Genomic DNA, 22,222 nt, shown 5'->3' on the forward strand with positions numbered 1-22,222 from the left:
ACTTCAGGTATAAGCTGCTAATTTCCAAATTGTATAAATTAGTTTTTGTCTCCAATTTCAGTAATTGATGGTTCGGAATAATATCTTTCTTTTTTCCAGAAACGGAGCAAAAAATCAATATCATTTAGATAAAGTTTGCCCATGCCTTCTGTAAAAAAAAGGAGTTTGTCTTTGCAATTGTTAATACAATACATAGCCAGTTCAGTAGAGATATTTTCATCCATAAATAACCTAAAAATATGGTCTTCACTATTTTCTTTATCAAAAAACGGGTTCCCGGGTAAGGGGAATGCAGAATTACATTCAAGTGCAATTTCAATTCCGCTTTTTTCATTAAAAAATACCAACCCGGATTCCGCTACGCTCGAAAAATCAGTTGTCTTCTGTTCTTCATCAGGCTTGAAAAAACCATCTCTTCTACCTCTCTCACGGGCTTCTTCAATCTCTTTTTCTGTTAGGTTCAGCGAATCGTTAAAATAGTCATAATATTTCTGGTTAAAATCCATTAACATGTCCGAAGCCAGAAAAGCGATGGGCAAGCCATTGTTAAAATCCAGAAAAGCAGTGTGCTGTTTTTTCAGGGTATCGATTATTTTTTCATTTTTATGGTCAAGAAAATTAACTACCTGCCTGCTTTCAAATGAGTTTTTTTCTTTAAGAACCAAATCTGCATTAAAATCATTTTGAAAATATACGCCTGAAAACCACCATTCTCCTTTCCATTGCACAATTCCCATAAAAACAATTGTATCGATTTCCGTTAAATTATTGGAATGGTCGAAAGATTTTTTTGTTAGTTTGAATGCTTTCCCCGAAGCAATATGCTCAAGAAAAACATCATTTTCATCCTGACCTTTATAAAGAAAAAATCCTCGTATTCTTTTTGAGATATTTAAATATGCATCATAAAGAGCGTTTTCTTTCCCTATTATTTCAGCCACCCATTCTTTCCCCTTAAATGCTAACAAATGGGTACCGCTATTTTGTAAAGTACTTTCCCTGTTTTCGTTTAAGTACATTACCAGATTTTCATCCATCCCATTTTCCTCAATTATCTCCGCTTCATTTTCTTCAAGCCGAAACAAAGTATCGGGATAGAACAGGTAGGTTTTAAAAAGCAATGTATCAATAAGGTTACGGGAATCGTAATAATCGGCATCTTCATTAATAGAGTAAATGTTTTGCAGAACCATATTTTCCGGTGCATATTCCCAAGCTTCATCAAAAACAGCAAAAACCTTTTCAGTACTTAGTTCAATAAATTCGTTATAAGGGGAAATAAATTTATCGGTTTGTACGGTATTCATAAAATACCAAATAAGAAAACCTATGTCTTGCGGGTTAATCTCGTCGTCGAAATACTCTTCGCAATCGTAAAATGGCAATGGTTTATTGTACAATTGTTTGTGTTGCTTCACAAATGTATTGTATATGTTTGTGTCGGAAACCAGGTCTTCGAACCAGGCCGTTAAAAAACAGGCAAGAAGGTTAATATCTTCTTTTTCTATGTACATATAAAAAACTACCGGTGCTTTGCCTGAAAGTAAAGCTTGTTTAATCTTATTACAAAGTTTGAGATAGTAGCTATCAGTTAGCGTTTGATTTTCGTATGGTTTTAAAGTTAACCAATCATCGATATATATTTTGTCTTTTTCCATATAAAAAATATTACTTCTATCCTCTAAAACAAAACTTCCGTTATCTCCACGGTTTATAAGTCATAATATTATTAAGGGCTAAATTTACAATCCCTTTCACAAAATACCTACATTTTCGGGAAACAAGAAGCCCTCCGGGTTTTCAAAAGCTTCCGACATAAAGCCATTCATTCCAAAACCGGAAGAGTTAATATATTCCATCGCACTTTCCTAATTTCAAAAAGACTTAACCTGCGTTAACTCCGGTTAAAACTTTTTGAAATCCCTCATTAACACTTCTGCTTTTTCCATTCATTTTTTATTTCTTTTCCTTTTGAAAATTTTCCGAAAATGTTTAACGCGGTGTTTACGGGATTGAAATAGAGTCTCATGCTTAACATATCTGCAAGATTGTGTATCTTTATGGCGAAATAACAGGCGAAATTAACACCGATATAAAAAACTGATATTTTTACATCATATTTACATCTCGCGCAATTCGAGTACTATATAAAAATCTAATAATGTGCCTATTACACAAAAACTATACATTCTGTATCGGAAAGTAACCACCCCAAAACAATCAGTTTTGAAAACTTGACGTTCCCTATAGATAGTTCCGATTGGATAGACGCTGAAACACGTGAAGTTTTAACCGGGTTCCTGCCGACTATAGGCTTGTCTTATTTGCTAAATATAATGTTTAAATTTCTTAGCTAAAGAGAAATAGTCAAGACCTAATTACCTTACATTTCAAATTCAGGAGTCAAGATATTTTGCTTAAAAAGTTTCTTACAAGTATTATCTGATTTTCACAAATTGCCTTAATCATAATGCAATGTGTCATTTTCTTCTGTTATGGAATTATTTTCTATCTTAGAAGAAAAAAATATCATCATAAAATGTACTGAATGGAATGTTTGTCTAAAGAAAAATTTAATAAGTAATTTCAACGTTTCCGTACATTAAATTTGGTGGTTTTTTTTGAAGTTTTGATAATAGAAATATATTAAACTATACTTAAAAATGAATGATTTATCTCCTAAATGGACCACCAGCCAGCTAAGAGCTTACCTTTTATTATATTGTGCAAATATCGACCTGAAGTTAACAGATAAGGAAAAGGAAAATATTTTAAGCAAAATTAATAAATCTGCTTATTCCCTAATATTAGAAGAGTTTGAAAGTGACAACGATTTTCAAAGACTGGAAAAAATAAAGGCATCTGTAAAGCAATTTAATTACCCGGAGAATTTCCATGATCTGCTTTCAATTGAAATCAAAGAATTATTTCTCTCCGATGGAGATTTTAGTCAGTTTGAACAGTTTGTTTACCTTGAATTGGATAGAATATTAAAGATGTAGCAACTAAAATTTCCTGTTTTCAATGCTCATAATGGCAAAAGTTAATTTTGGCTCATTAAATGGACTTACCAAAATTTAATTATTCTCACAAAAAATCTAAATTTTGCTTATGCTACACATATAGTATTCAATGTCTCATAAGCTATTACCCATGAAGGTATTTATTGGTAAGCGTTGAGAATACTAATACATAAAACATATTACAACATAAAATACCCAGTCACATTATGGAAAAGAGATACCAATATTATGCTTTTATCAGCTGCAGCCGAAAAGATGAAAAATGGGCCAAGGTGGTTGCAACTAATATGGCTAATCAACCCGTTGCTGACGTTAAGTATTGCCCTGAGTGTGGAGCAAAAGCCACTAAAACAGCTAAGTTTTGTTCGGAGTGTGGAGGGAGGTTTTGAAAATTTTGAATGATATAAATATGAATGATAGTCAAAAATTCGATTTTTTTGCCTTTATAAGCTACAAACATGAAGATGAAAAATGGGCAAGGTGGTTACATCAGAAACTTGAACATTACAGATTACCGACCATTATTACTAATAAAAACTCTCATCTTCCACCAAGGCTAAAACCGGTGTTTAGAGATACAACCGATATTAAGCCAGGTGAATTAAAAAAAGAACTGGAAACAAATCTGGAAACCTCTAAACACCTCGTTGTTGTATGCTCTCCCTGTTCTGCACAATCGCAATGGGTAGGCAAAGAAATATCTGGATTTATACAACAAGGAAAAGAAAAACAAATACATCTTTTTATTATAGAAGGCATTCCATACAGCGGATCTAAAGAAACGGAGTGCTTCCATGAAGTTATAAAGGAACAATTGCCGGAAATGCTTGGGGCAAATGTGAATGAAGCCGGAATAGGACTCAAATACATAAAGAAACAAAAAGCCTTTATTCGACTGGTCGCTACAATGCTTGATGTTTCATTTGATTCATTATGGAAAAGGCAAAAAAGAAGAATTATAAGAAATACCCTTTTAACCTTTTTATCAGGATTAATGATTATTACAGCCGGCTTTGCTTCCTCCTATTACCAATATTACAAGAATCTTCCTTTCACAAGCCACATTCTTTTTTACGAAAGCACAACACTCAACGAGAACCTGCCTTTTAAAAATGGTACGGTACTTTTGCATTACGATAATGACACCCTAATAAGAAATAAAATTGATAATGACAACAAAACGGTTAAATTTAAAAACATAGCAGGTAAATTTTACAATACCAAAGCCTCAATTCATTTTGAGATGCATGGATTTAATGAGCTAGATACTATTATTAACTTGCAGGACACCATTTTACTAAAAATAGCCAGAGACAAAAACACTTTTGGTAAGGTTAAGGGATATGTTAGAAATACCATAACAGACGAATTTATGGATAAGGCAAAAATAGAAATCGAAGGACAAATTACTTTTAGTAACAGCGAGGGTTATTTTTCCGTTTTTATCCCTTTGCTCAACCAAAAGGTAATTTATAAAGCAAGAATATATTATAATGATATAATTACTGAAGCAGATGCTTATCCAATGCAAAACAACCCTAATGTAACAAATACCTTTTATTTAAACCCTGTAAAATGAAACACCTTTTTGTTGTAATAGTTATAATGCCATTTTATCTGCAAGCACAAATTGTGGAACAAAAAGGCTATGTTCGTGAAATCTCGTATTCCAAAGAAGCAAAAGATACACCCATAGAAGGGGTACGTGTAAAGGTAGAAACCGAAGAACGCAGTGATGCCAACGGGAACGTTAACCTCAAAATAACAAAAACAGACAACAACACCTTTGTTTTTAACGACATTCATAAAATCGGGTATCGCTTAATTTCCCCCTCCCGGGATTCCATATATAATAAACGCTATCCGTTAAATGAGGCAGTAACGGTAGAAGTTATTCTGGCCAATGAAGCTTTGTTACGAAAGGAGGCCAACACAATTGCCGAGAAAAGATACCAGCAACTGGAAAAGGAATTGGAGAACAGGGAAGAGACAATAGAACAAAAAGACAAAGCGCTGGCAGAATTAAAAGAAACCGATATTAGATACAGACAAATAGTAAAAGAAAGAGACAGCCTGCAGCAGAAACTCGATATTTTTTATACCCAATACACCGAGGCCTGGAATAAAATACGCGAAGAAGCCGAAAAACTGGCCCAGATTGATTACAAAACACTGGATTCCTTAAGTCTTTTAAACCTTGAACTAAAAAAAGCAGGAAAGTGGCAGGAGATAGTAGAGGTAAACAAAAAAAGTGCTGCTGAAAGAGAGAAAGAACTACAAATGCTGAAAAAGGTACAAGAAAGTGTGGAAGATGCCATACAGGCAAAAGTGCAGCAACTGGGCAATGACTACCTGAATACCGCCAATGGATTTAAGCTGGGTTTTGAAATAGACTCTGCCCTTGTATATTTTAAAAAGAGAGTGGATTTAGACAGCACTTCGTACAGCTATTTGTTTGATTATGCTTCTTTATTGCAAGATAGCAAACGTTTTTACGAAGCCCAAACATGGTATTTAAAAACATACCAATATGCACAAACAAAAGAAAAGAAAGCATCTACCCTCAATAACCTGGGACTATTATATAATGAATTACAGGACTACACAAATGCCAAAAGTGCCTACATGGAAGCACTGGAAATTAGTAGGGAACTCACAAAAAAATACTCCAAAAACTATAATTCCTATGTAGCAATGACCCTCAATAATATGGGAAATCTATATTCCGATTTGCAGGACTATACAAATGCAAAAAATGCCTACCTGGAAGCATTGGAAATTAAAAGGGAACTCGCAAAAAAACACCCCGAAAGTTATATTTCCGATGTAGCAACAACCATCAATAATCTGGGAAATCTATATTCCGATTTACAGGACTACACAAATGCCAAAAGTGCCTACCTGGAAGCACTGGAAATTAGAAGCGAACTCGCAAAAAAATACCCTGAAAGCTATAATTCTGATGTAGCAATGACCCTCAATAACCTGGGAGGTCTATTTTACTATTTACAGGACTACACAAATGCTAAAAGTGCCTACATGGAAGCACTGGAAATTAAAAGGGAACTCGCAAAAAAATACCCCGAAAGTTATATTTCCGATGTAGCAACAATCATCAATAATCTGGGAAGTCTTTACAGAGAATTACAGGACTACACAAATGCCAAAAGTGCCTACATGGAAGCACTGGAAATTAGTAAGGAACTCGCAAAAAAATACCCCGAAAGCTATAATTCCGATGTAGCGAACACCATCAATAATATGGGAAGTCTTTACAGAGAATTACAGGACTACACAAATGCCAAAAGTGCCTACATGGAAGCACTGGAAATTAGAAGGGAACTCGCAAAAAAATACCCCGAAAGCTATAATTCCGATGTAGCGAACACCATCAATAGTCTGGGAAATCTTTACATAGAATTACAGGACTACGCAAATGCCAAAAAAGCCTACATGGAAGCTCTGGAAATTAGTAAGGAACTCGCAAAAAAATACCCCGAAAGCTATAATTCCGATGTAGCAACGACCCTCAACAACCTGGGAACCCTCTATTCCAATTTACAGGACTACGCAAATGCCAAAAAAGCCTACATGGAAGCACTGGAAATTAGAAGGGAACTTGCAAAAAAATACCCCGAAAGCTATAATTCCGATGTAGCAATGACCCTTAATAACCAAGGAAGCCTTTATAGAGTATTACAGGACTACTCAAATGCAAAAAAAGCCTACATGGAAGCACTGGAAATTAAAAGGGAACTCGCAAAAAAATACCCCAAAAGGTATGTTTCCGATGTGGGGAACACCCTCAATAACCTGGGAAATCTATATTCCGATTTACAGGACTACACAAATGCAAAAAGTGCCTACTTGGAAGCACTGGAAATTAGAAGGGAACTTGCAAAAAAATACCCCGAAAGCTATAATTCCGATGTAGCAATGACCCTCAATAATATGGGAAGTCTTTATAGAGTATTACAGGACTACTCAAATACAAAAAAAGCCTACTTGGAAGCACTGGAAATTAGAAGGGAACTCGCAAAAAAATACCCCGAAAGCTATAATTCCGATGTAGCGAACACCTTAAATAGCCTGGGAAATTTATATTCCGATTTACAGGACTACACAAATGCAAAAAGTGCCTACCTGGAAGCACTGGAAACATACCGGGAATTGGTAAAAAATCAACCAAAAAATCCCGCCTATCTATTGGAAGTGGCAAGGATCAACATAAATATTGGTAAATTATTAATCAAACAAAATAAAAAGGCAGAAGCAATAGAATATTATCAACTGGCTGTTAATATTCTGCATAATTTACATGTAATAACAGGGAACAACGATTATAAAAACTATGCCGATTATTATACCAACATTATTGCTGACTTTAATAAAACCAATACCGACCACCGTATTGCCGAACAACTTGAATTAATAAAGCGGTATAAATTAGAGGAACAAACTGATAGTATTGCATACTTAAGAGCTTCTGCTTATGGTAATTTATCATGGTACTATCTCTTTTCCCAAGAATTTGTAAAAGCCGAAGAAGCTGCCAGAAAAAGTCTTGCGTTTGGGAAAGAAACAGAATGGGTAAACACCAACCTCGCTCATGCTCTTTTATTCCAGGGTAGATTTGAAGAAGCAAAAGAGATTTATCAAACTTTTAAGGATAAATCTTATCGTCAGGACAAATCAAAAACTTATAAAGATTTTTTTCTGCAGGATTTAAAAGAATTGGAGGAAGCAGGCATTACCCATCCTGATATGGAGAAAATAAGAACTTTACTAAAAAACTAATTTACTATTATAATAGTATTAGCATCCATATTGCAGCATGAGGTTTTTGAAATAGCAGGTTTCATCATTGTAAAAAATTATGGAAAATAAAATATCGAACAAAAAAATTTTAGATCATGTAAACAAACAAAATAAATGGTGTCGTTACAAAAAGGAATCACCAATATTGGCAAAGAAATTATACAATGATATTGTTGTGGAAACACTTGAAGGTAATATTACTTGTCATGCTGATAATTTTCTTTGTCGCGGATCATTTAATGACATTTGGTGCCAAAAAGCGGAATCACTATTTCAAGAATATATTCCTGACGTATTAACTGAAAATGATTATGATGGATGGCAGAAATATTTACCCAAACCTGATTCCATCGGTGTCTTAGCCGTTGCTGTTGATCATGATTTTGAAGTTTACCTAAGGGATTGGGGAATTTTGAAAGGAATAGCTGGTAGCTATCTCATAAAAATGTATACTGATAAAGAAAATGAATACCCTGATAATATCTGGATTGTACAAAAAAAAATATTTGAATCGACCTATCGGAAGTATATCAAATAACTGTACTATGCCCAAATCCTATTGGCTGACATTCATTAATTATCTAATATTAAACGTTTTAAGATTCCTTTTACATGACATAAAATTATAAACAATGAAAAATCCAATTCGCATATTTGATCGCTCATTTTCAGGTTCTATTTGGAAACAATTACTGTGGCTTTTATTTTTTCTTTTAATTGCCTTTTTGTTCTGGTTAGGATTAAGTTATTTGTTTTTAGGTAGTAATGTTTATATAGAAGCTTCTTTTGATGGTGGAAAAAAACTTGTTAATTCTCTAAATAAAGAGATGAATAACCGCTTTTGGGGAATAATTTCACATTTGTTCGATCCCGGTAATCTTCATATGGCTGATTCAAGAACCAGATTATTTGCTTTGCTTGTGGCATTTTCAGGTTCGGCTTTACTAAGTGGTTTGCTTATTTCAACATTTTCCAACTCGTTAGAACGACGTATTGATAAAATAAAGCTGGGTGAGGTTAACTATTCATTTAAAAATCATTATGTGATAATTGGTTACAATCCAATGATTCCGGCGCTATTAAAACAACTTTATAAAAAGATTCAAAAACACAGGAACGTCGATATTGTGTTGTTATCAAGCCAGTCTGTTCCTGAAGTAAAAAGTAAATTACAGTCACAACTTCCAAAATCAATAGAAAAAAATCTCGTGTTATTGCACGGTGGCAGAGATAGTGAAGAGGAACTGTTACGTATACATGTACAACATGCCGTAGAGATTTTTATTGTAGGCGAAAGTGAAGAACAATCATTTGATTCAATGAATGTAAAATGTTTTAAGAACATAGCAAAAGTTATTAATGACAAACATAAGAAATCGAATCATAAAACTTCAAAAAAAATACCTTGTCATGTTTTGTTTGAATCCCAGTCAACATTTACTTTTTTCCAAACGCTTTTTCCTATTAAAGAAATTACAGATAGTCTAAGCTTAATTCCTTATAATTTTTATGAAAATTGGGCACAAATGGTATTGGCCAATAATCTTGCACAAGATTTTTCTAACGACATTGAGCAAAATACTATTAGATACAAACCTCTCGATTTTGAACAGATTGAATGTAAATCAGATAAATATGTGCATTTTATTGTTGCAGGTTTTACAAAAATGGGATATGCTTTCTTAACAGAGACAATACGATTGGCGCATTTCGCTAATGATAAAATAACAAAAATAACTGTTATTGACTCTGATGCATCAACTGAAAAAAATTATTTCAAAAGTCGTTATCCACTATATGAACTAATAGATGATATTCATATAGAATTTATCAATGGTTCATTAGAATTAGAAGAAATTAGGAAAAATTTAAGTAAATGGGCAAATGAGGAAAAAGCGCTAAACACTATTGCTATTTGTTACGATAATCCGGATAAAAGTCTGACAGCAGCGCTTAATCTTCCCGTCGATGTATATGATACAGAAACTCAAATATTAGTAAGACAAGAAATATCAAATAGTATCCTAACCATATTTGAATTAAAGGGCAATAATAAATACAGAAATTTAAAACCATTTGGAATGCTAAACTATTGCTTTAATATTGATGGGATGCGGGATATTAAAGCTAAAGCAGTCAATCATTTTTATAATGGAAGTTTTAATCGTAAAGATGATTCCAGGGAAATTGATTGGGATGTAGACCTTGATAAAGAGTGGCAAAAATTGGCATTAACAGACCAGTGGTCAAGTAGATATAATGCTGATTCTTTCTTATTTAAACTTCGGGGTATTGGGTTGACACCAAATGAAATTTGTAATATTGAGAAAAGCGACCTTCCAATGTTATCATCTGAAAATATTGAGATAATGGCAAAAATGGAACATGCAAGATGGAATGCTGAACGCATATTAGCTGGATTTCGTCCACCAACAATGAATGAAATAGATAAAGCTAAAAAACTTACTGATGAGGAATTTGAAACATACAGGTCAGAATTGAAAAAAGTTCGAGTTCATTTATGTATAATTCCATATGAGAACTTAAGAGAAAAATACAAAATAATTGACAGAATGTTAGTTAAAACCATTCCGTTAATATTTAAATTATAAGAATTCAATTTTACACTTTATGTAACGAATCATCAAAACATTATTACATGGAGACAAGATCTATGATATTCTTCTTACCCATTGCGTTTTTTTATAAAAAAACTATTTAAACACCTCCAAAATTTCGTCCAGTGTAACATTTCCAAAGTATTCCGAAAGGTTCACGGATGAAAGGATTTTTTGTATACTCTCTGTTTCATGTTTTTCGCCACCAAATTTTTCTTCCAATTCTTCAATCGGCTTGGAAGCAAAAAAATCACCAAAAATTTTTGCTTTTTGAATGGTTCCTTTTTTTACATCCAAATGCGCTTCAATAAAACCCGCAGACACTTTAATGGCTTTATTGAAATTATATGCCGGAGAAACACCGAAATTCCAATTCCAGGTACTGTATTTTTCATCGGCCAGTTTTTTAATCCCTTCCAATTCCTCCTGCGTTAATTGATGAATTCGGGAGTCGGGTTGGTTCTCTTCCAAAATTTGGTTAATCAGCAACGTTTTAAAAGATTCGACAGTAGTTTCTTCTGGCAAATATTCTTTTAAATTTGTAACACGGGCACGGGCAGATTTTACTGCTTTATCTTTAAATTTTAACGGATTAATTTTCAAAGCCTCGCTTAACACTTTCATTTCTGAGTTCAAAAGAATCGTTCCGTGTTGAATTATTTTTCCGTTTCGGGCCAGTTTTGCATTGCCACTGAATTTTTTCCCGTCCACTAACAAATCGTTGCGTCCTTCTAATTTCGCAGGAACATCCAATTTATTTAACAAATCGACAACCGGCTGCGTAAATTCTGAAAAATCGGAAAAATCATCGTCGTCCATTGGCGCATGAAAAGAGAAGTTTAGATTTCCCAGGTCGTGATAAACTGCTCCACCGCCGGAAAGCCTTCGTACAACATTAATATTATTTTCCCTCACGTAATCCAGATTGATTTCAGCAAGCGTGTTCTGAAAACGCCCAACGATTATTGACGGCGCATTTATATACAACAAAAAAATCTCTTCATCAGGATATTTTTGAAGCAGAAATTCTTCAGAAGCAATATTAAAATATGCATTATTGGATGGTGAATCAATTATCAGCATAAACAAAAATTTTTGCAAAAATAGAAGTTTTTGAGACTTGACAGACTTGAGAAAAAGATTATTGATAATTGTGTGCGGAACTTTTCATTTATTTTAATTCGTATACAAAAAATGGATTGGCATCATTTACCGAGGCTAAATACAGTTTATTTCTTTGCTCATCGACGCAAAAATACCCCCAGTTATCCAGTTTGTATTTTGCCACCGGATTTCCGTTCCAGTCGTATTTCTCAACAAATATGTAGTACATTTTTTTTCGCCATTCCTTGGTTACATCAACCGGTGAACGGCCACTGTACAAAACATATACAAAATCGTTACCTGCTGACATTCCCCAATAGTGGGTTGTATTTTCCGGACTCATTATTGAAACAGCATTGCCTTTTTTTGCTTCACCTGAATTGAATTTCAGACTTCGGGAGGTATTGTTTTTTAAATCAATAAAAACAAGCTGTTTAAAATATTTGTAGGCATAAACCACACGTTGTTTCCCGGCGTTGGCACCAAAATCACCGATGTAAGAAGCCCAGCTTTGATGTTTCTCTGAAAATGAAAGATTATAAATCATTTTATCCTGAATGGAGTCGTTTTGAAAAGAGAAATCAAAAACAGCTTTTCCTCCTTTTACCGACTCGGCGTATACAAATTCATGGGAAGAAAAACTCACAAGCTGTTTGTCATTGATCTGATGTCTTGTCTGAGAGTCGGTCAGCTTAAACGGTAACGCTGAAATGATGAAATCCTTCTGCAGAGCGAAGATATGATTATTTGCCTTTTCATAGACATAACATAAACAATCGTCTTTTTTTGCCGGAACCAACTGAGGGTATTGAAATTCTCCAGGTCCCCGTCCCATTTTCCCAAATGATTTTACCAACTCGAACCCGGGAAGTGAAAAGGCCATAAACATATTTTCACTGTTTAGGTTGGCCATAATAAGCAAACTGTCTTTTACCAGCATTTGAGTTTCCCTTACTTCAAAAATGGCATCGGTTGTTTTTTGTTCTCCCTGCAATTCAATGATTTCTCCAAAACAGTCTTCCCTAAGCTCGGTTTCGCCCGGAATCAAATCGGGAAACGTTTTTACAACTGTTGACTTGTCGGCCAGACTGTCAACCACTAGTTGTTCAGATTGTTTAGAGCCCGAATCTTTCGAATTACAGGCCGAAAACAGGATTAGAAATATTAAAAGGTAAAAGGTAGTTTGTTTTAACATGGTTTTGTCGTTTTAGCATTATTCCACAATTACTAAAAACGGATTCTCTTCCAATCCGATTTCCAGCTTCTGATTTCCAAGTTGAACATATGTTTTATTTGCGGTTGAACTCTCATCAAAAAAATCGGTTGGATTAGCCGCAAAAACGAGATAGTCCTCATTGATTTCACAGGGATTCTTAAATGATTTTACCTTTGGCAAATTCAAATAGGTGGAAATTGGGCCATTGAAAAAAACATTACTTTTATTCTTTTCATCAATAGCATAACACGAAAAATATTCATCACCAAGAATAACCAGGTTATAATCATTAAAATAGAAAGAAGCTTTCATGTAAGGGACATATCCATTATTCAAAGCTGCTTTTTCAAATGCTGTCATTCTCCTTCTTTTTTCAAATTTTTCAGAAAATCCTGGCGGTACTTTTCGTCTTCCCAAATCGTAGCTAATAATTTTTTCAAATTGGCCGTCTTTGAATTCATAAAGCCCAAAAACAGTAGAATTTGCAAAAAATAATCGGTTTTCTTTTTTGACAAAGTTATTGGTCATTGGCCACATTAACAATGGATAATCACTCTCTTTCGCCGGAATAAAGTTTTGAGTTATCGAATCATTGCTTAAATCATATTTTCCAATAAAAAAGGGATTGCTATGTAAAGGAGAGTTGTTTTGTAAAAAAAGATATTTCTCATTAACGGGCTCAACTGTGAGCATGTAAAAATTCTCTTTTAATTTATCATTTCTTAATACAGTCCCGTTGTAGTTAATTATTGTAATGTAGTTAGCCAAAGCCTGATTAACAAAAATCAATTGCTTTTTTTTATCCACAGAGAAAGTTATAATATCATACAGTTCTTCAGGCCCCTTTCCTTTTTTTACTTTTGTAATAAAGTTCCCCTTTGTATTAAAAATAAACAAAGTGCCCTCCGACAAAACGAAAATCCGGTCATTCTCACTATCAACAGCAGTTTTCATAACAGAACCAAGTAACGATTCGGGAGAAGTTTCAAGTTTTATAATTTGTGTTGGTGTTCCTAATTCAAGTTTTTCGGTTTCTGTAGGTTCAAGCGTAACGATGTTGCTTTGTTCCTTTTCCGAACAGCTAACATAAAGAGAGACGACAACCGTAAATAAAAAGATTCCTTTGAGGTTTATTTTCATTTTGAAGGACTTTGAAGTTAATTCCTGACTTGCAGCAAAATACAGACCATAATCCTTAACACACCAATAAAACTACCGGTTTATGTTTAATTTATATTGAATCAAAAAAAACCGGATTTAATAATTTCTAAGGGAATTTCATATCTAATTTGCCCCGATATTCAGGATACGATTCTTATCCTTTAATTTTACAAATAGCCAATACCGGATTGTCATCAACTTTTAAGCGGCTAATTATTTCAGGATTGTTTATTGGAAGACGGTTAAATGTTTGTTGATCATTAAAAATCATGTATGGATAAATTAAGAAAATGAGCTCATTGTTTAATGTACCCGAAACCGGATATTTGAATAAATCTTCAGATTGCATCTGGAAAGACCTTTTCATTAATTTGTTTGTACCCTTGTCTAACACAAAAATGTAATCAATTAAATCCTCATTTGGGCTTTTGGACTTCGGCTTTTGTCTAATATGGAAAAGGGCGTCAGATGGGGTTTCAAAATAATTCACTATTGATGCAAATGCATGGCCCAGTAAAAGTTGAAATGCTTGAACGGGTTTGCTTTTGAAATATTCATCAGGCACAGCAAACGATCCAAGATCTATGTTGTAGGTAGGAAATAAATTAGACTTTTCAGCAATATAAACTTTGTTATTATAGGATTCCTTACAATATACTTTTGACCCTAATCTGGAAAAATTATTTTCTATTTGCCCCATTGCAAATCCAGTAGTATTTGGTAAAAAAGTACCTGTTATTTTTCCATTTACATCAGTCATATAAATACGATAAGGATAACCCTTACGGTAACTTGTTTCAAAAATATACCCAGGAGACATCCACTCAAAAGAATATGCAATTAAATTTATTGATTTTGAATAAAGAAATGTATCGTCATTTTTGTAACCTATAACTCTTACTTTATCTCCCATGTTATTCAGAATATCAACAGTGTCTCCATGAAAGCAAATATCGTCGAACGAAGAAATTTCTTTTGGTCCACCCCCTAATTTTCCTATTTTATTAATAAATTTTCCTTTTTTGTTGAAGCGAAATGTTTCTCCTTGAACAACATTTGAAATATAAATATTCTCCTTATCAAAATTCACTAACAATTGATTAAACTCACCGATAAGAACATTATGCAATGTTTCCAATGATACAAGATCAATTGATTCAAATGTTAAATCAGTACAATCAGAACCAAATACATCCAGCACTTTTGTCTCCTCATTCTTTGGATTGCAGGAAGATTCGGCAGATGGAATTTTATTGTATTTGTTTGAATTGCAGCTATCTTCTTTAAACTGCAAAGCATTAATAGTTAAGACTATAATTAATACAATATTTTTCATCTTATAAACTTTTATCCCTTTTCAGTTTTAAAAACAACGGCAGATAAACAATTATCGCAACCATTGAAAATAACAAGCCGCCCATTGCTCCTGCTGCAAACGCAAACCAAAATACTTCTTTTTGTCCTCCCCAGACAAAAGGAATTAGTCCCAGTACGGTTGATAAGATTGTCAAAGTTATGGCAACAATTTTCTGGTTGAAAGCTTTTAGAAAAGTTCGAACAGTAACTTTTTTGTTTTTGCGTGATACCAGATTATTAAAGTCATTAATAATATAAATGGCTGCGTTTACAACCAGTCCGCTTAATAAAATAAACGAAGCAAATCCTCCTTGGTCAAAATTGAAATCAAAGAGATAAAACGTAAGAAACACGCCAATAAATGAAATCGGAATCAGGCTGATTACGGCCAGCGGTTTGAGCAGCGATTCAAATAAAATAGCTGTAATGAAATAAATAATTACAATAATCAGTAATAAAAGATAATACTGTTTTTTATCCTTATTATCCCAGTACCAGAATCGTTCAGGCTCCTGTGCTTTATAACCCAGTGGCAGTACTTCGTTTATTGCTTCTATTTCGCGTTCCTTTACCATTTTGGAAAGCGGCCCCGGTCCCACAAAGTTGTAATTCAAATATATTTGATACACCTGATTCTTTTTAATAATGCTCTTCCCCGCCAATAACTTGTGAATCTCGCCTGCCTGCGAAAGTTTCTTTTGTCCTTCGGATGTATTAACCGGAACATTGTAAAAATCCCATTTATTATACGAATCGCTTTGATTTGACAGTAAAACCACGGGTTGAAGTTCAGTTTCGTTATAAAACGGTGCGAGGTTTTGGGAATACAGCTGGGTAAAAAGAGAGCCTGTGTAATCGTAATAATTGAGGTTTTGTAAAGCCAGTAAATCTTTATCCACTTCCAATTTGTATTCGTAACGTGTAGTCGACCCCCAGGAATTGGAACTGTTTATTTCGGTGTTGTTCACTCGTGGGTTTTGCAGCAGTTTTTGTTCCAGTTGCTCGGCATATCTGTACAATTGGTCGTAGTTGTATCCGGTCAGCAAAATATGGCTGTTTTTGTAATCCATATTCAGTGCATTTGAAAAACCTTTTCCAACACCGAGAACACTCCAATCCATACCACCCAGGGAAATGGCTTTTGATTCCACCTGGCTTTTCAGCATAAAAGGAAAAGAAGATTTCTCCGCTTCTTTTGTAAACTGGATGGTAATGGACGAATTCCGGTAACTGGTAATGCGTGTTTCAAACTGCTCTACTTCGCTAAATTGGCTGATATATTGTTCCATTTTCCTAACAGCATCGTTGAGCTGCTGAATGGTGCATCCTTCGGGCATTTGTCCGCGTACATACAGTTTTGTTTTTCCTGGGTCAGAATAAAAACTACCCTCAAAAACAAATTCTGTAAACAAACGGAGTGCCCCTCCAAAAACTTTTTCAAGAACGGGTTTTATATTTGACTGGAATTTTTCTGCTCCCAGCGTTTTATTATAAAACTGTACAACTTTGGTTTCGGGGCTTGTATCGTTGTCGTTTTTTTCAATTTCGCCGGGAATGGAACCCACCGGCAGTCCAAAAGCCAGAATAATCAAAATAAAAAATGCCCACTTATAACGTTTTTCAAAACCGATAAAGCGTGAATAAGCTTTTGTAATCTTCACTACCCGTTTTCGCACCCGCACCGGCGCTTTGGCATCCGATTTCTCATGATATAACTTCTCCATCAATGAAGGAACCAGAAACAACGAAATGACCAGCGAAACAGAAAGGTTTATCAGCATTACATAGGTAAAATCAATTAGCAATACTTTCTGATTTTCTTTTAAAAAGAATACAACCGAAAGTGCTCCCAGGGTGGTCAGTGTTGCCGCCAAAAGCGAAATAAAAACACGCAAACCTTTTTGTTTCTGAAGGTGGGTAACCATTAAGATGCTATTGTCAATAATTATCCCGAAAGAGACAGTGATTCCAGCCAGTGAGTAGATATGAATCTCAACTTTCAGCAGATAATAAAACACACAGGCAATAAGTAAATTGGCTATCAGAGAAACGGAAAGAATGGTCAATACGCGAAATGAGCGGCTGACAACCAGTACAAAAAGCAGTAAAATTATTAACGAAAAAAGCGTACGCAAACCAATTTTTGTGAGCTCTTCGCGAATATATTCGGTACTGTCGGATGCTACCTGTACGAAATATCCAAAAGGTAAGTTTTCCCGGATAAGATCAAGTTGATCGTAGATTTCACCCGAAAGTTTTATCTGATTTTCCCCCTGAGCTGAATAAATAACAAGATTGATTGTATTTTTTCCATTGATCCGGTAATACGATTCAGGCGGTTTTTCTTTTAATTTTACGCTGGCAATATCAGAGAGTTTTATGATGCGTCCGCCTTTGTTGGCAAGAGTCAAATTTCCCCATTTTTCGGGTTCTATGTACTTTGTGGAAGCCAGCACCGGAATCGACGAGCCCGATACATTTTTTTGGTTACCCAAAAAAGTTTTATCCCCCAGCCGGTTTATAGCGGTTGCAATCTCGTAGGGCGAAAGTGAAAAATTTTTCAGCAGTTCCGGGTCGAAATTGATTTCCCACTGATACGGTGTGGAGCCATAAAGCAAAATATCGGCAATGCCCCTTATTTTTAACAGCGACGGGATAACCTGCTGATTGGCTACTTTTTCAATATAGTGAGTGGAAGCACTGGCGTTGAGTGTAAGCACCATAAAACTGACTACTTCATCGTTATCTTCGGCATTGGTAACAATTTCGGGATAGCTCATCCCATCAGGCATGTTGCTTCGAAGCTGGCGGATGAGTGTAGAAACCTCGTAGCGCTTTTTGTTTAAATCAACAGTTTTGTCAAATTCCAACATGATGCGCCCGCTTCCCACCGAGGATGTGGATTCAATATTTTTCACCTGTCCCACTTTCCCAAGTACACCTTCTATCTTTGAGGTTTCTTCTTCAATTACTTTGGGTGAAGCATTTGCCCACCGAAAACTAATCGTCAGTTGTGGTAAAGTGCGGTCGGGTTTGTAACTGATGTTAAGCATCGGAATAAATGCAATCCCGATAATCATTAACGCCAGGAAAACCACAATGATAGAAAAAGGTGAAAAGGCTGATTTTTCTTTTGTAGCAGGCTGCATTTTGTTTGTTTCAGGTTTATTTGGCAATTTAACAAAAAATGTGCCTTTGTGTTTTATTTTTTATTAAATCGATTTATTTCCAAAACAAGATTGTTTTTTTCGCTAAAAAAGAGGTGTTTTTTTATTGTTTTCTATCTTTCACTATTTTGATTTAGCCGGCAAAAAAAATTATTCCTCATTTTGACAACCGGAATAATCTCCTAATCAGTCGGAACTGTCAAATCAAAAATCAATTTAACGATCCAAATATAATTTTGCCTACTGTTAGTTAGCTCCAAAAAATTAGAAAGAGCAACTAGTTTATTTTTTCCGGGTTTACTACCAGGTATTTAATTGATTTTTCGGTTTCAGAGGTCCGTGAAGAATAAGTAATATGAAGCAATCCATCCTGAGTTTGAATAAGACCCGGATAGGAATAACTTCCCCCACCCTGTTTCGAGTCGTTTTCCAGATATTCTTTCCATTTCCATGTTTCTCCCTGGTCGTCAGAAAGCATCAACACCACACGGTATCTGCCATCGTCAATATCATTTCCAACAAATGCCCAACGACCGTCTTTTAAAACCAGAATCTCAACACTGGCTGTGTTTGGAATATCTGTTTTTACAGAATAAGTCCAGCTCTCACCTTTATCTTTCGAAATACTTTTATGGACACGTGCCGGAGCATCTCCGCTATCGCGCATAAACGCAACAATATCACCATTGGTTTTTAAAGCAAGAGCAGGTTGAATCGGCCCTCTTCCAACTATTGGTTTTGAAGGTCGCCACGTTTCGCCGTCATCATCAGAAATCGCACAAATCGAAAAATTATAACCGTCCGAATAGAGCGGTAAAATAATTCGTCCACTTTCCAGAATAAGCGGCTTTATCCGGGTCATCCAGCCAATGCTTCGGTTTACTTTGTTTTTGCTGGCTTCAATAATCAAATTGTCATAAAGAGGAGCATAACCTGCCCAGCCGTGCTCCAACTCGGGCATTTCAGCATACTTTTCCTCTACTTCACTTTCAAACTCCTCTCCGGGTTTTAGTAAAATATTGTCTTGCCATTCCCAAACCGGAGCTCCCGCCTGATTATAATTTGTTGTGGTGCGCGTACGTAAAATTGAGCCTTCCCACATGTTTCCCTGAACAGCAATCCAAACCAAAAAAAGCTTTTCTTTGTTGTTCAGAAACAGAACCGGATTACAATCGGGCAAACCGGGTGTATCAGCCATTACAAAAGGTTTTCCCCAGGTTGTTTTTCCTTTTTGAAGCCGTGATCCCATAATTCTCACATCATCCGATTTGCGTTCACCACTTCCCTGGAACCAACATGCCAGAAAATCACCATTGGGCAATGCTACAATACTACTGCCATGTGAATGTTCGGATTGAGGCGTAAAAATAAACTTCTCTTCCACAATCGATTTATATTTATTTTTTTGTTGCGCCACGGAAGCTAAACTCAGCAAAGCAAAAGTCAGAAATAATATTTTTTTCATTTTAAATTCAATTTTGTTAAACAACTGTGGAACTGCCTGCAATTTAATTCAAAAAAACAGGTGATTTTTTTAACTAATTCTTACGAACGTAGAAGGATATCCATAAAATATAAAGCATACAAATCCCCACAACCGCAATACTCGCCAGTGGAGAAACTGCTGAACTAACAAATCCCATTACCGGAGGAACAAAGGCGCCACCGGAAACAGCCATAATCAATAATCCTGAAATCTCGTTGGCACGGTCGGGCATTTTTTCCAATGCCAGTGAGAAAATAATCGGGAACATATTTCCTGCCCCCAGTCCGATGATAAAGATGGCCACCAATGCCAAAATATATGTTGGTGCAATAAAAACACCAACTACTCCGGCCAGCGATACCAAAGCCACCAAAAGAAGAAAAGGACGCGATTTAATCCAGTTCAGAGTAATTGCTCCGGTTAAACGAGCTATCGTTTCTCCGGCAAAAAACACACTAATTCCAATTGCAGCTTTTTCCAGTGTTAGTCCAAACTTGGCAATTAGAACCGTTGTAATATTTGTATTTACAGCAACTTCTGCTCCTACAATTAAAAAAATTGAAAGCGCCATTAAAGCGACAAAACGATTTTTCATCAGCCCGAAACAGGAAGCAAAAGTGGCCGGGTCTCTTTCTGGTTTTGACTCTGTGATTGGAGTTGATGCCAACCAAATTGTCGCAAAAACTGAAGCAATTCCATAAACGGCAAAAACCAGTCGCCAATCGCCAAACTGAACAGCCAAAAAAGTTGCAATCAGAGGTCCGGCAAAAGAAACAATAGCTTTTACAAACTGTGAAGTGCTCAGAAAACTGGCTAATTTTTCAGCAGGAGAAACGTCCTGAAGCAGCGGGTTTGCTGAAACCTGGATAATGGTATTTCCAATTCCCAAAAGAATAAAAGAGGCGAACATCATTCCAAATGAATAATGTACAAAGGGCAAGCCCAGCCCTACAGCCTGCAATGTCATCCCAGTATTTAACATATTTCGTTTTCCAACTTTGTCCTGTAATATTCCAACAGGCACTGAAAGCACAAAAAACCATAATAGCACCATCATTGGCAGAAATTGCGCTATAAAATCGGAAACTTCAAAATCCTGTTTCACGTAGCCCACGGCAACACCAATAATATCGATAAATCCCATCACGATAAAAGAAAGAAAAACGGGGAGTAATTTCCCCCACTGAGCTTTTTGAGTTGTCATTGTTTGATTTTTTAGAGTTTTAATGGTATCAAGTTTATTTCATTTAGTAAATTTCCTAATATCAACTACTTTGATGTATTTTCTACAAAGGAACCCGGGAATGTACATTCCTGCAATTTTTTGCCTGTTCCCTCGCGAATCCAGGAATCGAATTCTCTTTTTCCTTCTTTCAAAACAACCACTCTGCTCCCCAGTCCCGGCTTTTTCTGGTTTCTGATTTTGGATGCCCTCCCGTAAGCAAGGGCAATATCGTAATAATTTACTACAAAATCGTTATAATGGTCGTGCCCAACAAAAGTTCCCATTACATCTCCGCATTGAACCATTGCAGCAAACATTCCGGTATTAATATCGGGACAGCAAATTGGCTCCCTCTTTTTTCCAATCCTTGAGGCGCTTTTATCGTTCCAGGCCAAATCATATTCCGGAAGCGGTATATGAAAGTAGGCCAGGGCCGGCAAGGGTTCACCGTCGTTGAGGAGTGTATACTTTTTACTGTTTCTGTTATACCATTCAATTTGCGACAAATCGAACCAGCCATAACCATCAACACGTGGCGTTAGTGTACTTCTGGAGTTTGAGTCCAGACAATATAAAAGCGCTTCTGCTTTTTCCGATTTACCATAAACCGGAAGTACAAAATTGGAACTGCCGGTGGCACCCCCGTCATTAGCCACATTCAAACAAAAAGGTAAAGTTTCCAGGAATGAAGCAATAGCTTCACGCGAAGCGCTGTCTTTTGAATCGTGATTTCCAAATACAACAGCCCACGGAAGTTTTTCTGTTTCAAAAAGCGCTACAAAAAAAGGATACGCTTCTTCCCATTCATCTTCTGCAACTACGTCTCCGGTAACCAAAGCCAAATCCGGTTTTTCTAATTCAATAATCTTCTGAAATTGTTCAAAAATATCAAGATTCTGACCTTTTTGAATATTTACATGAGTATCAGTAAATTGAATGATTTTGAATTCACCGTCTGGCTTAAATTTTAATTCAACTTTATTTTGTGCACTTAACATGAACCCGGGAAATACACACAATAATAACAGAATAAAAATGCTTCTCATGA

15 protein-coding genes are annotated in these 22,222 nt (G+C 35.5%); 6 read left to right on the top strand and 9 right to left on the bottom strand.

Features of this window, described 5'->3' with window-relative positions; all coding sequences use genetic code 11:
* Positions 1 to 38 precede the first annotated feature (38 nt).
* The gene (locus GM418_RS27560; RefSeq protein WP_158870995.1) at positions 39 to 1,658 is read right to left on the bottom strand and encodes a DUF3843 family protein; all 1,620 of its coding nucleotides are present in this window, start codon (positions 1,656 to 1,658) and stop codon (positions 39 to 41) included.
* Positions 1,659 to 2,663: 1,005 nt separating this feature from the next.
* Here GM418_RS27560 and GM418_RS27565 point away from each other — a divergent pair.
* The 6 genes from GM418_RS27565 to GM418_RS27590 all read left to right on the top strand — a co-directional run bounded on the left by GM418_RS27565 (position 2,664) and on the right by GM418_RS27590 (position 10,453).
* Positions 2,664 to 3,002 carry a hypothetical protein gene (locus tag GM418_RS27565; RefSeq protein ID WP_158870997.1) on the top strand — a complete coding sequence of 113 codons (339 nt, stop codon included), beginning with the start codon at positions 2,664 to 2,666 and terminating at the stop codon, positions 3,000 to 3,002.
* Positions 3,003 to 3,229: 227 nt separating this feature from the next.
* The gene (locus tag GM418_RS27570) at positions 3,230 to 3,412 is read left to right on the top strand and encodes a zinc-ribbon domain-containing protein (protein ID WP_158870999.1); all 183 of its coding nucleotides are present in this window, start codon (positions 3,230 to 3,232) and stop codon (positions 3,410 to 3,412) included.
* A gap of 5 nt (positions 3,413 to 3,417) precedes the next feature.
* Positions 3,418 to 4,602, top strand: coding sequence for a toll/interleukin-1 receptor domain-containing protein (locus GM418_RS27575; protein WP_158871001.1), 1,185 nt, complete (start codon positions 3,418 to 3,420; stop codon positions 4,600 to 4,602).
* A complete protein-coding gene (locus GM418_RS27580) occupies positions 4,599 to 7,820 on the top strand; it encodes a tetratricopeptide repeat protein (RefSeq protein ID WP_158871003.1) in 3,222 nt (1,073 codons plus the stop codon). The genes GM418_RS27575 and GM418_RS27580 overlap by 4 nt, the downstream gene beginning before the upstream one ends.
* Before the next feature lie 79 nt (positions 7,821 to 7,899).
* Complete coding sequence (locus GM418_RS27585) at positions 7,900 to 8,379, top strand: hypothetical protein (RefSeq protein WP_158871005.1); 480 nt, start codon at positions 7,900 to 7,902, stop codon at positions 8,377 to 8,379.
* Positions 8,380 to 8,473: 94 nt separating this feature from the next.
* Complete coding sequence (locus tag GM418_RS27590) at positions 8,474 to 10,453, top strand: TrkA-related ion transporter (RefSeq protein WP_158871007.1); 1,980 nt, start codon at positions 8,474 to 8,476, stop codon at positions 10,451 to 10,453.
* Positions 10,454 to 10,555: 102 nt separating this feature from the next.
* On the opposite strand, the gene lplA is transcribed toward GM418_RS27590, so the two are convergent.
* From lplA to GM418_RS27630, 8 genes are all read right to left on the bottom strand, one after another.
* Positions 10,556 to 11,542 carry a lipoate--protein ligase gene (gene lplA, locus GM418_RS27595; RefSeq protein WP_158871009.1) on the bottom strand — a complete coding sequence of 329 codons (987 nt, stop codon included), beginning with the start codon at positions 11,540 to 11,542 and terminating at the stop codon, positions 10,556 to 10,558.
* 88 nt (positions 11,543 to 11,630) lie between these two features.
* Positions 11,631 to 12,758, bottom strand: coding sequence for a BF3164 family lipoprotein (locus GM418_RS27600; protein ID WP_158871011.1), 1,128 nt, complete (start codon positions 12,756 to 12,758; stop codon positions 11,631 to 11,633).
* An 18-nt stretch (positions 12,759 to 12,776) separates the two neighbouring features.
* Positions 12,777 to 13,919, bottom strand: coding sequence for a 6-bladed beta-propeller (locus GM418_RS27605; RefSeq protein WP_158871013.1), 1,143 nt, complete (start codon positions 13,917 to 13,919; stop codon positions 12,777 to 12,779).
* A gap of 175 nt (positions 13,920 to 14,094) precedes the next feature.
* A complete protein-coding gene (locus GM418_RS27610; protein ID WP_158871015.1) occupies positions 14,095 to 15,276 on the bottom strand; it encodes a 6-bladed beta-propeller in 1,182 nt (393 codons plus the stop codon).
* 1 nt (position 15,277) lies between these two features.
* Positions 15,278 to 18,445, bottom strand: a complete 3,168-nt coding sequence (locus tag GM418_RS27615) for an efflux RND transporter permease subunit (RefSeq protein WP_158871017.1) — start codon at positions 18,443 to 18,445, stop codon at positions 15,278 to 15,280.
* 295 nt (positions 18,446 to 18,740) lie between these two features.
* Positions 18,741 to 19,928, bottom strand: a complete 1,188-nt coding sequence (locus GM418_RS27620) for a sialidase family protein (protein ID WP_158871019.1) — start codon at positions 19,926 to 19,928, stop codon at positions 18,741 to 18,743.
* A 73-nt stretch (positions 19,929 to 20,001) separates the two neighbouring features.
* Positions 20,002 to 21,153 (bottom strand): MFS transporter, encoded by a 1,152-nt coding sequence (locus GM418_RS27625; protein WP_158871021.1) that lies wholly within the window; start codon positions 21,151 to 21,153, stop codon positions 20,002 to 20,004.
* A gap of 65 nt (positions 21,154 to 21,218) precedes the next feature.
* Positions 21,219 to 22,220, bottom strand: a complete 1,002-nt coding sequence (locus GM418_RS27630) for a metallophosphoesterase family protein (RefSeq protein ID WP_158871023.1) — start codon at positions 22,218 to 22,220, stop codon at positions 21,219 to 21,221.
* Positions 22,221 to 22,222 lie beyond the last annotated feature (2 nt).

This window comes from Maribellus comscasis, from assembly GCF_009762775.1.
Taxonomy (GTDB): domain Bacteria; phylum Bacteroidota; class Bacteroidia; order Bacteroidales; family Prolixibacteraceae; genus Draconibacterium; species Draconibacterium comscasis.

Excerpts from the sequence above, each read along its gene's own strand:
- GM418_RS27625 (WP_158871021.1), bottom strand. The coding sequence starts at position 21,153 with ATGACAACTCAAAAAGCTCAGTGGGGGAAATTACTCCCCGTTTTTCTT.
- GM418_RS27585 (WP_158871005.1), top strand. The coding sequence starts at position 7,900 with ATGGAAAATAAAATATCGAACAAAAAAATTTTAGATCATGTAAACAAA.
- GM418_RS27615 (WP_158871017.1), bottom strand. The coding sequence starts at position 18,445 with ATGCAGCCTGCTACAAAAGAAAAATCAGCCTTTTCACCTTTTTCTATC.
- GM418_RS27620 (WP_158871019.1), bottom strand. The coding sequence starts at position 19,928 with ATGAAAAAAATATTATTTCTGACTTTTGCTTTGCTGAGTTTAGCTTCC.
- GM418_RS27630 (WP_158871023.1), bottom strand. The coding sequence starts at position 22,220 with ATGAGAAGCATTTTTATTCTGTTATTATTGTGTGTATTTCCCGGGTTC.
- GM418_RS27570 (WP_158870999.1), top strand. The coding sequence starts at position 3,230 with ATGGAAAAGAGATACCAATATTATGCTTTTATCAGCTGCAGCCGAAAA.
- GM418_RS27605 (WP_158871013.1), bottom strand. The coding sequence starts at position 13,919 with ATGAAAATAAACCTCAAAGGAATCTTTTTATTTACGGTTGTCGTCTCT.
- GM418_RS27600 (WP_158871011.1), bottom strand. The coding sequence starts at position 12,758 with ATGTTAAAACAAACTACCTTTTACCTTTTAATATTTCTAATCCTGTTT.
- GM418_RS27565 (WP_158870997.1), top strand. The coding sequence starts at position 2,664 with ATGAATGATTTATCTCCTAAATGGACCACCAGCCAGCTAAGAGCTTAC.
- lplA (WP_158871009.1), bottom strand. The coding sequence starts at position 11,542 with ATGCTGATAATTGATTCACCATCCAATAATGCATATTTTAATATTGCT.
- GM418_RS27610 (WP_158871015.1), bottom strand. The coding sequence starts at position 15,276 with ATGAAAAATATTGTATTAATTATAGTCTTAACTATTAATGCTTTGCAG.
- GM418_RS27590 (WP_158871007.1), top strand. The coding sequence starts at position 8,474 with ATGAAAAATCCAATTCGCATATTTGATCGCTCATTTTCAGGTTCTATT.
- GM418_RS27580 (WP_158871003.1), top strand. The coding sequence starts at position 4,599 with ATGAAACACCTTTTTGTTGTAATAGTTATAATGCCATTTTATCTGCAA.
- GM418_RS27560 (WP_158870995.1), bottom strand. The coding sequence starts at position 1,658 with ATGGAAAAAGACAAAATATATATCGATGATTGGTTAACTTTAAAACCA.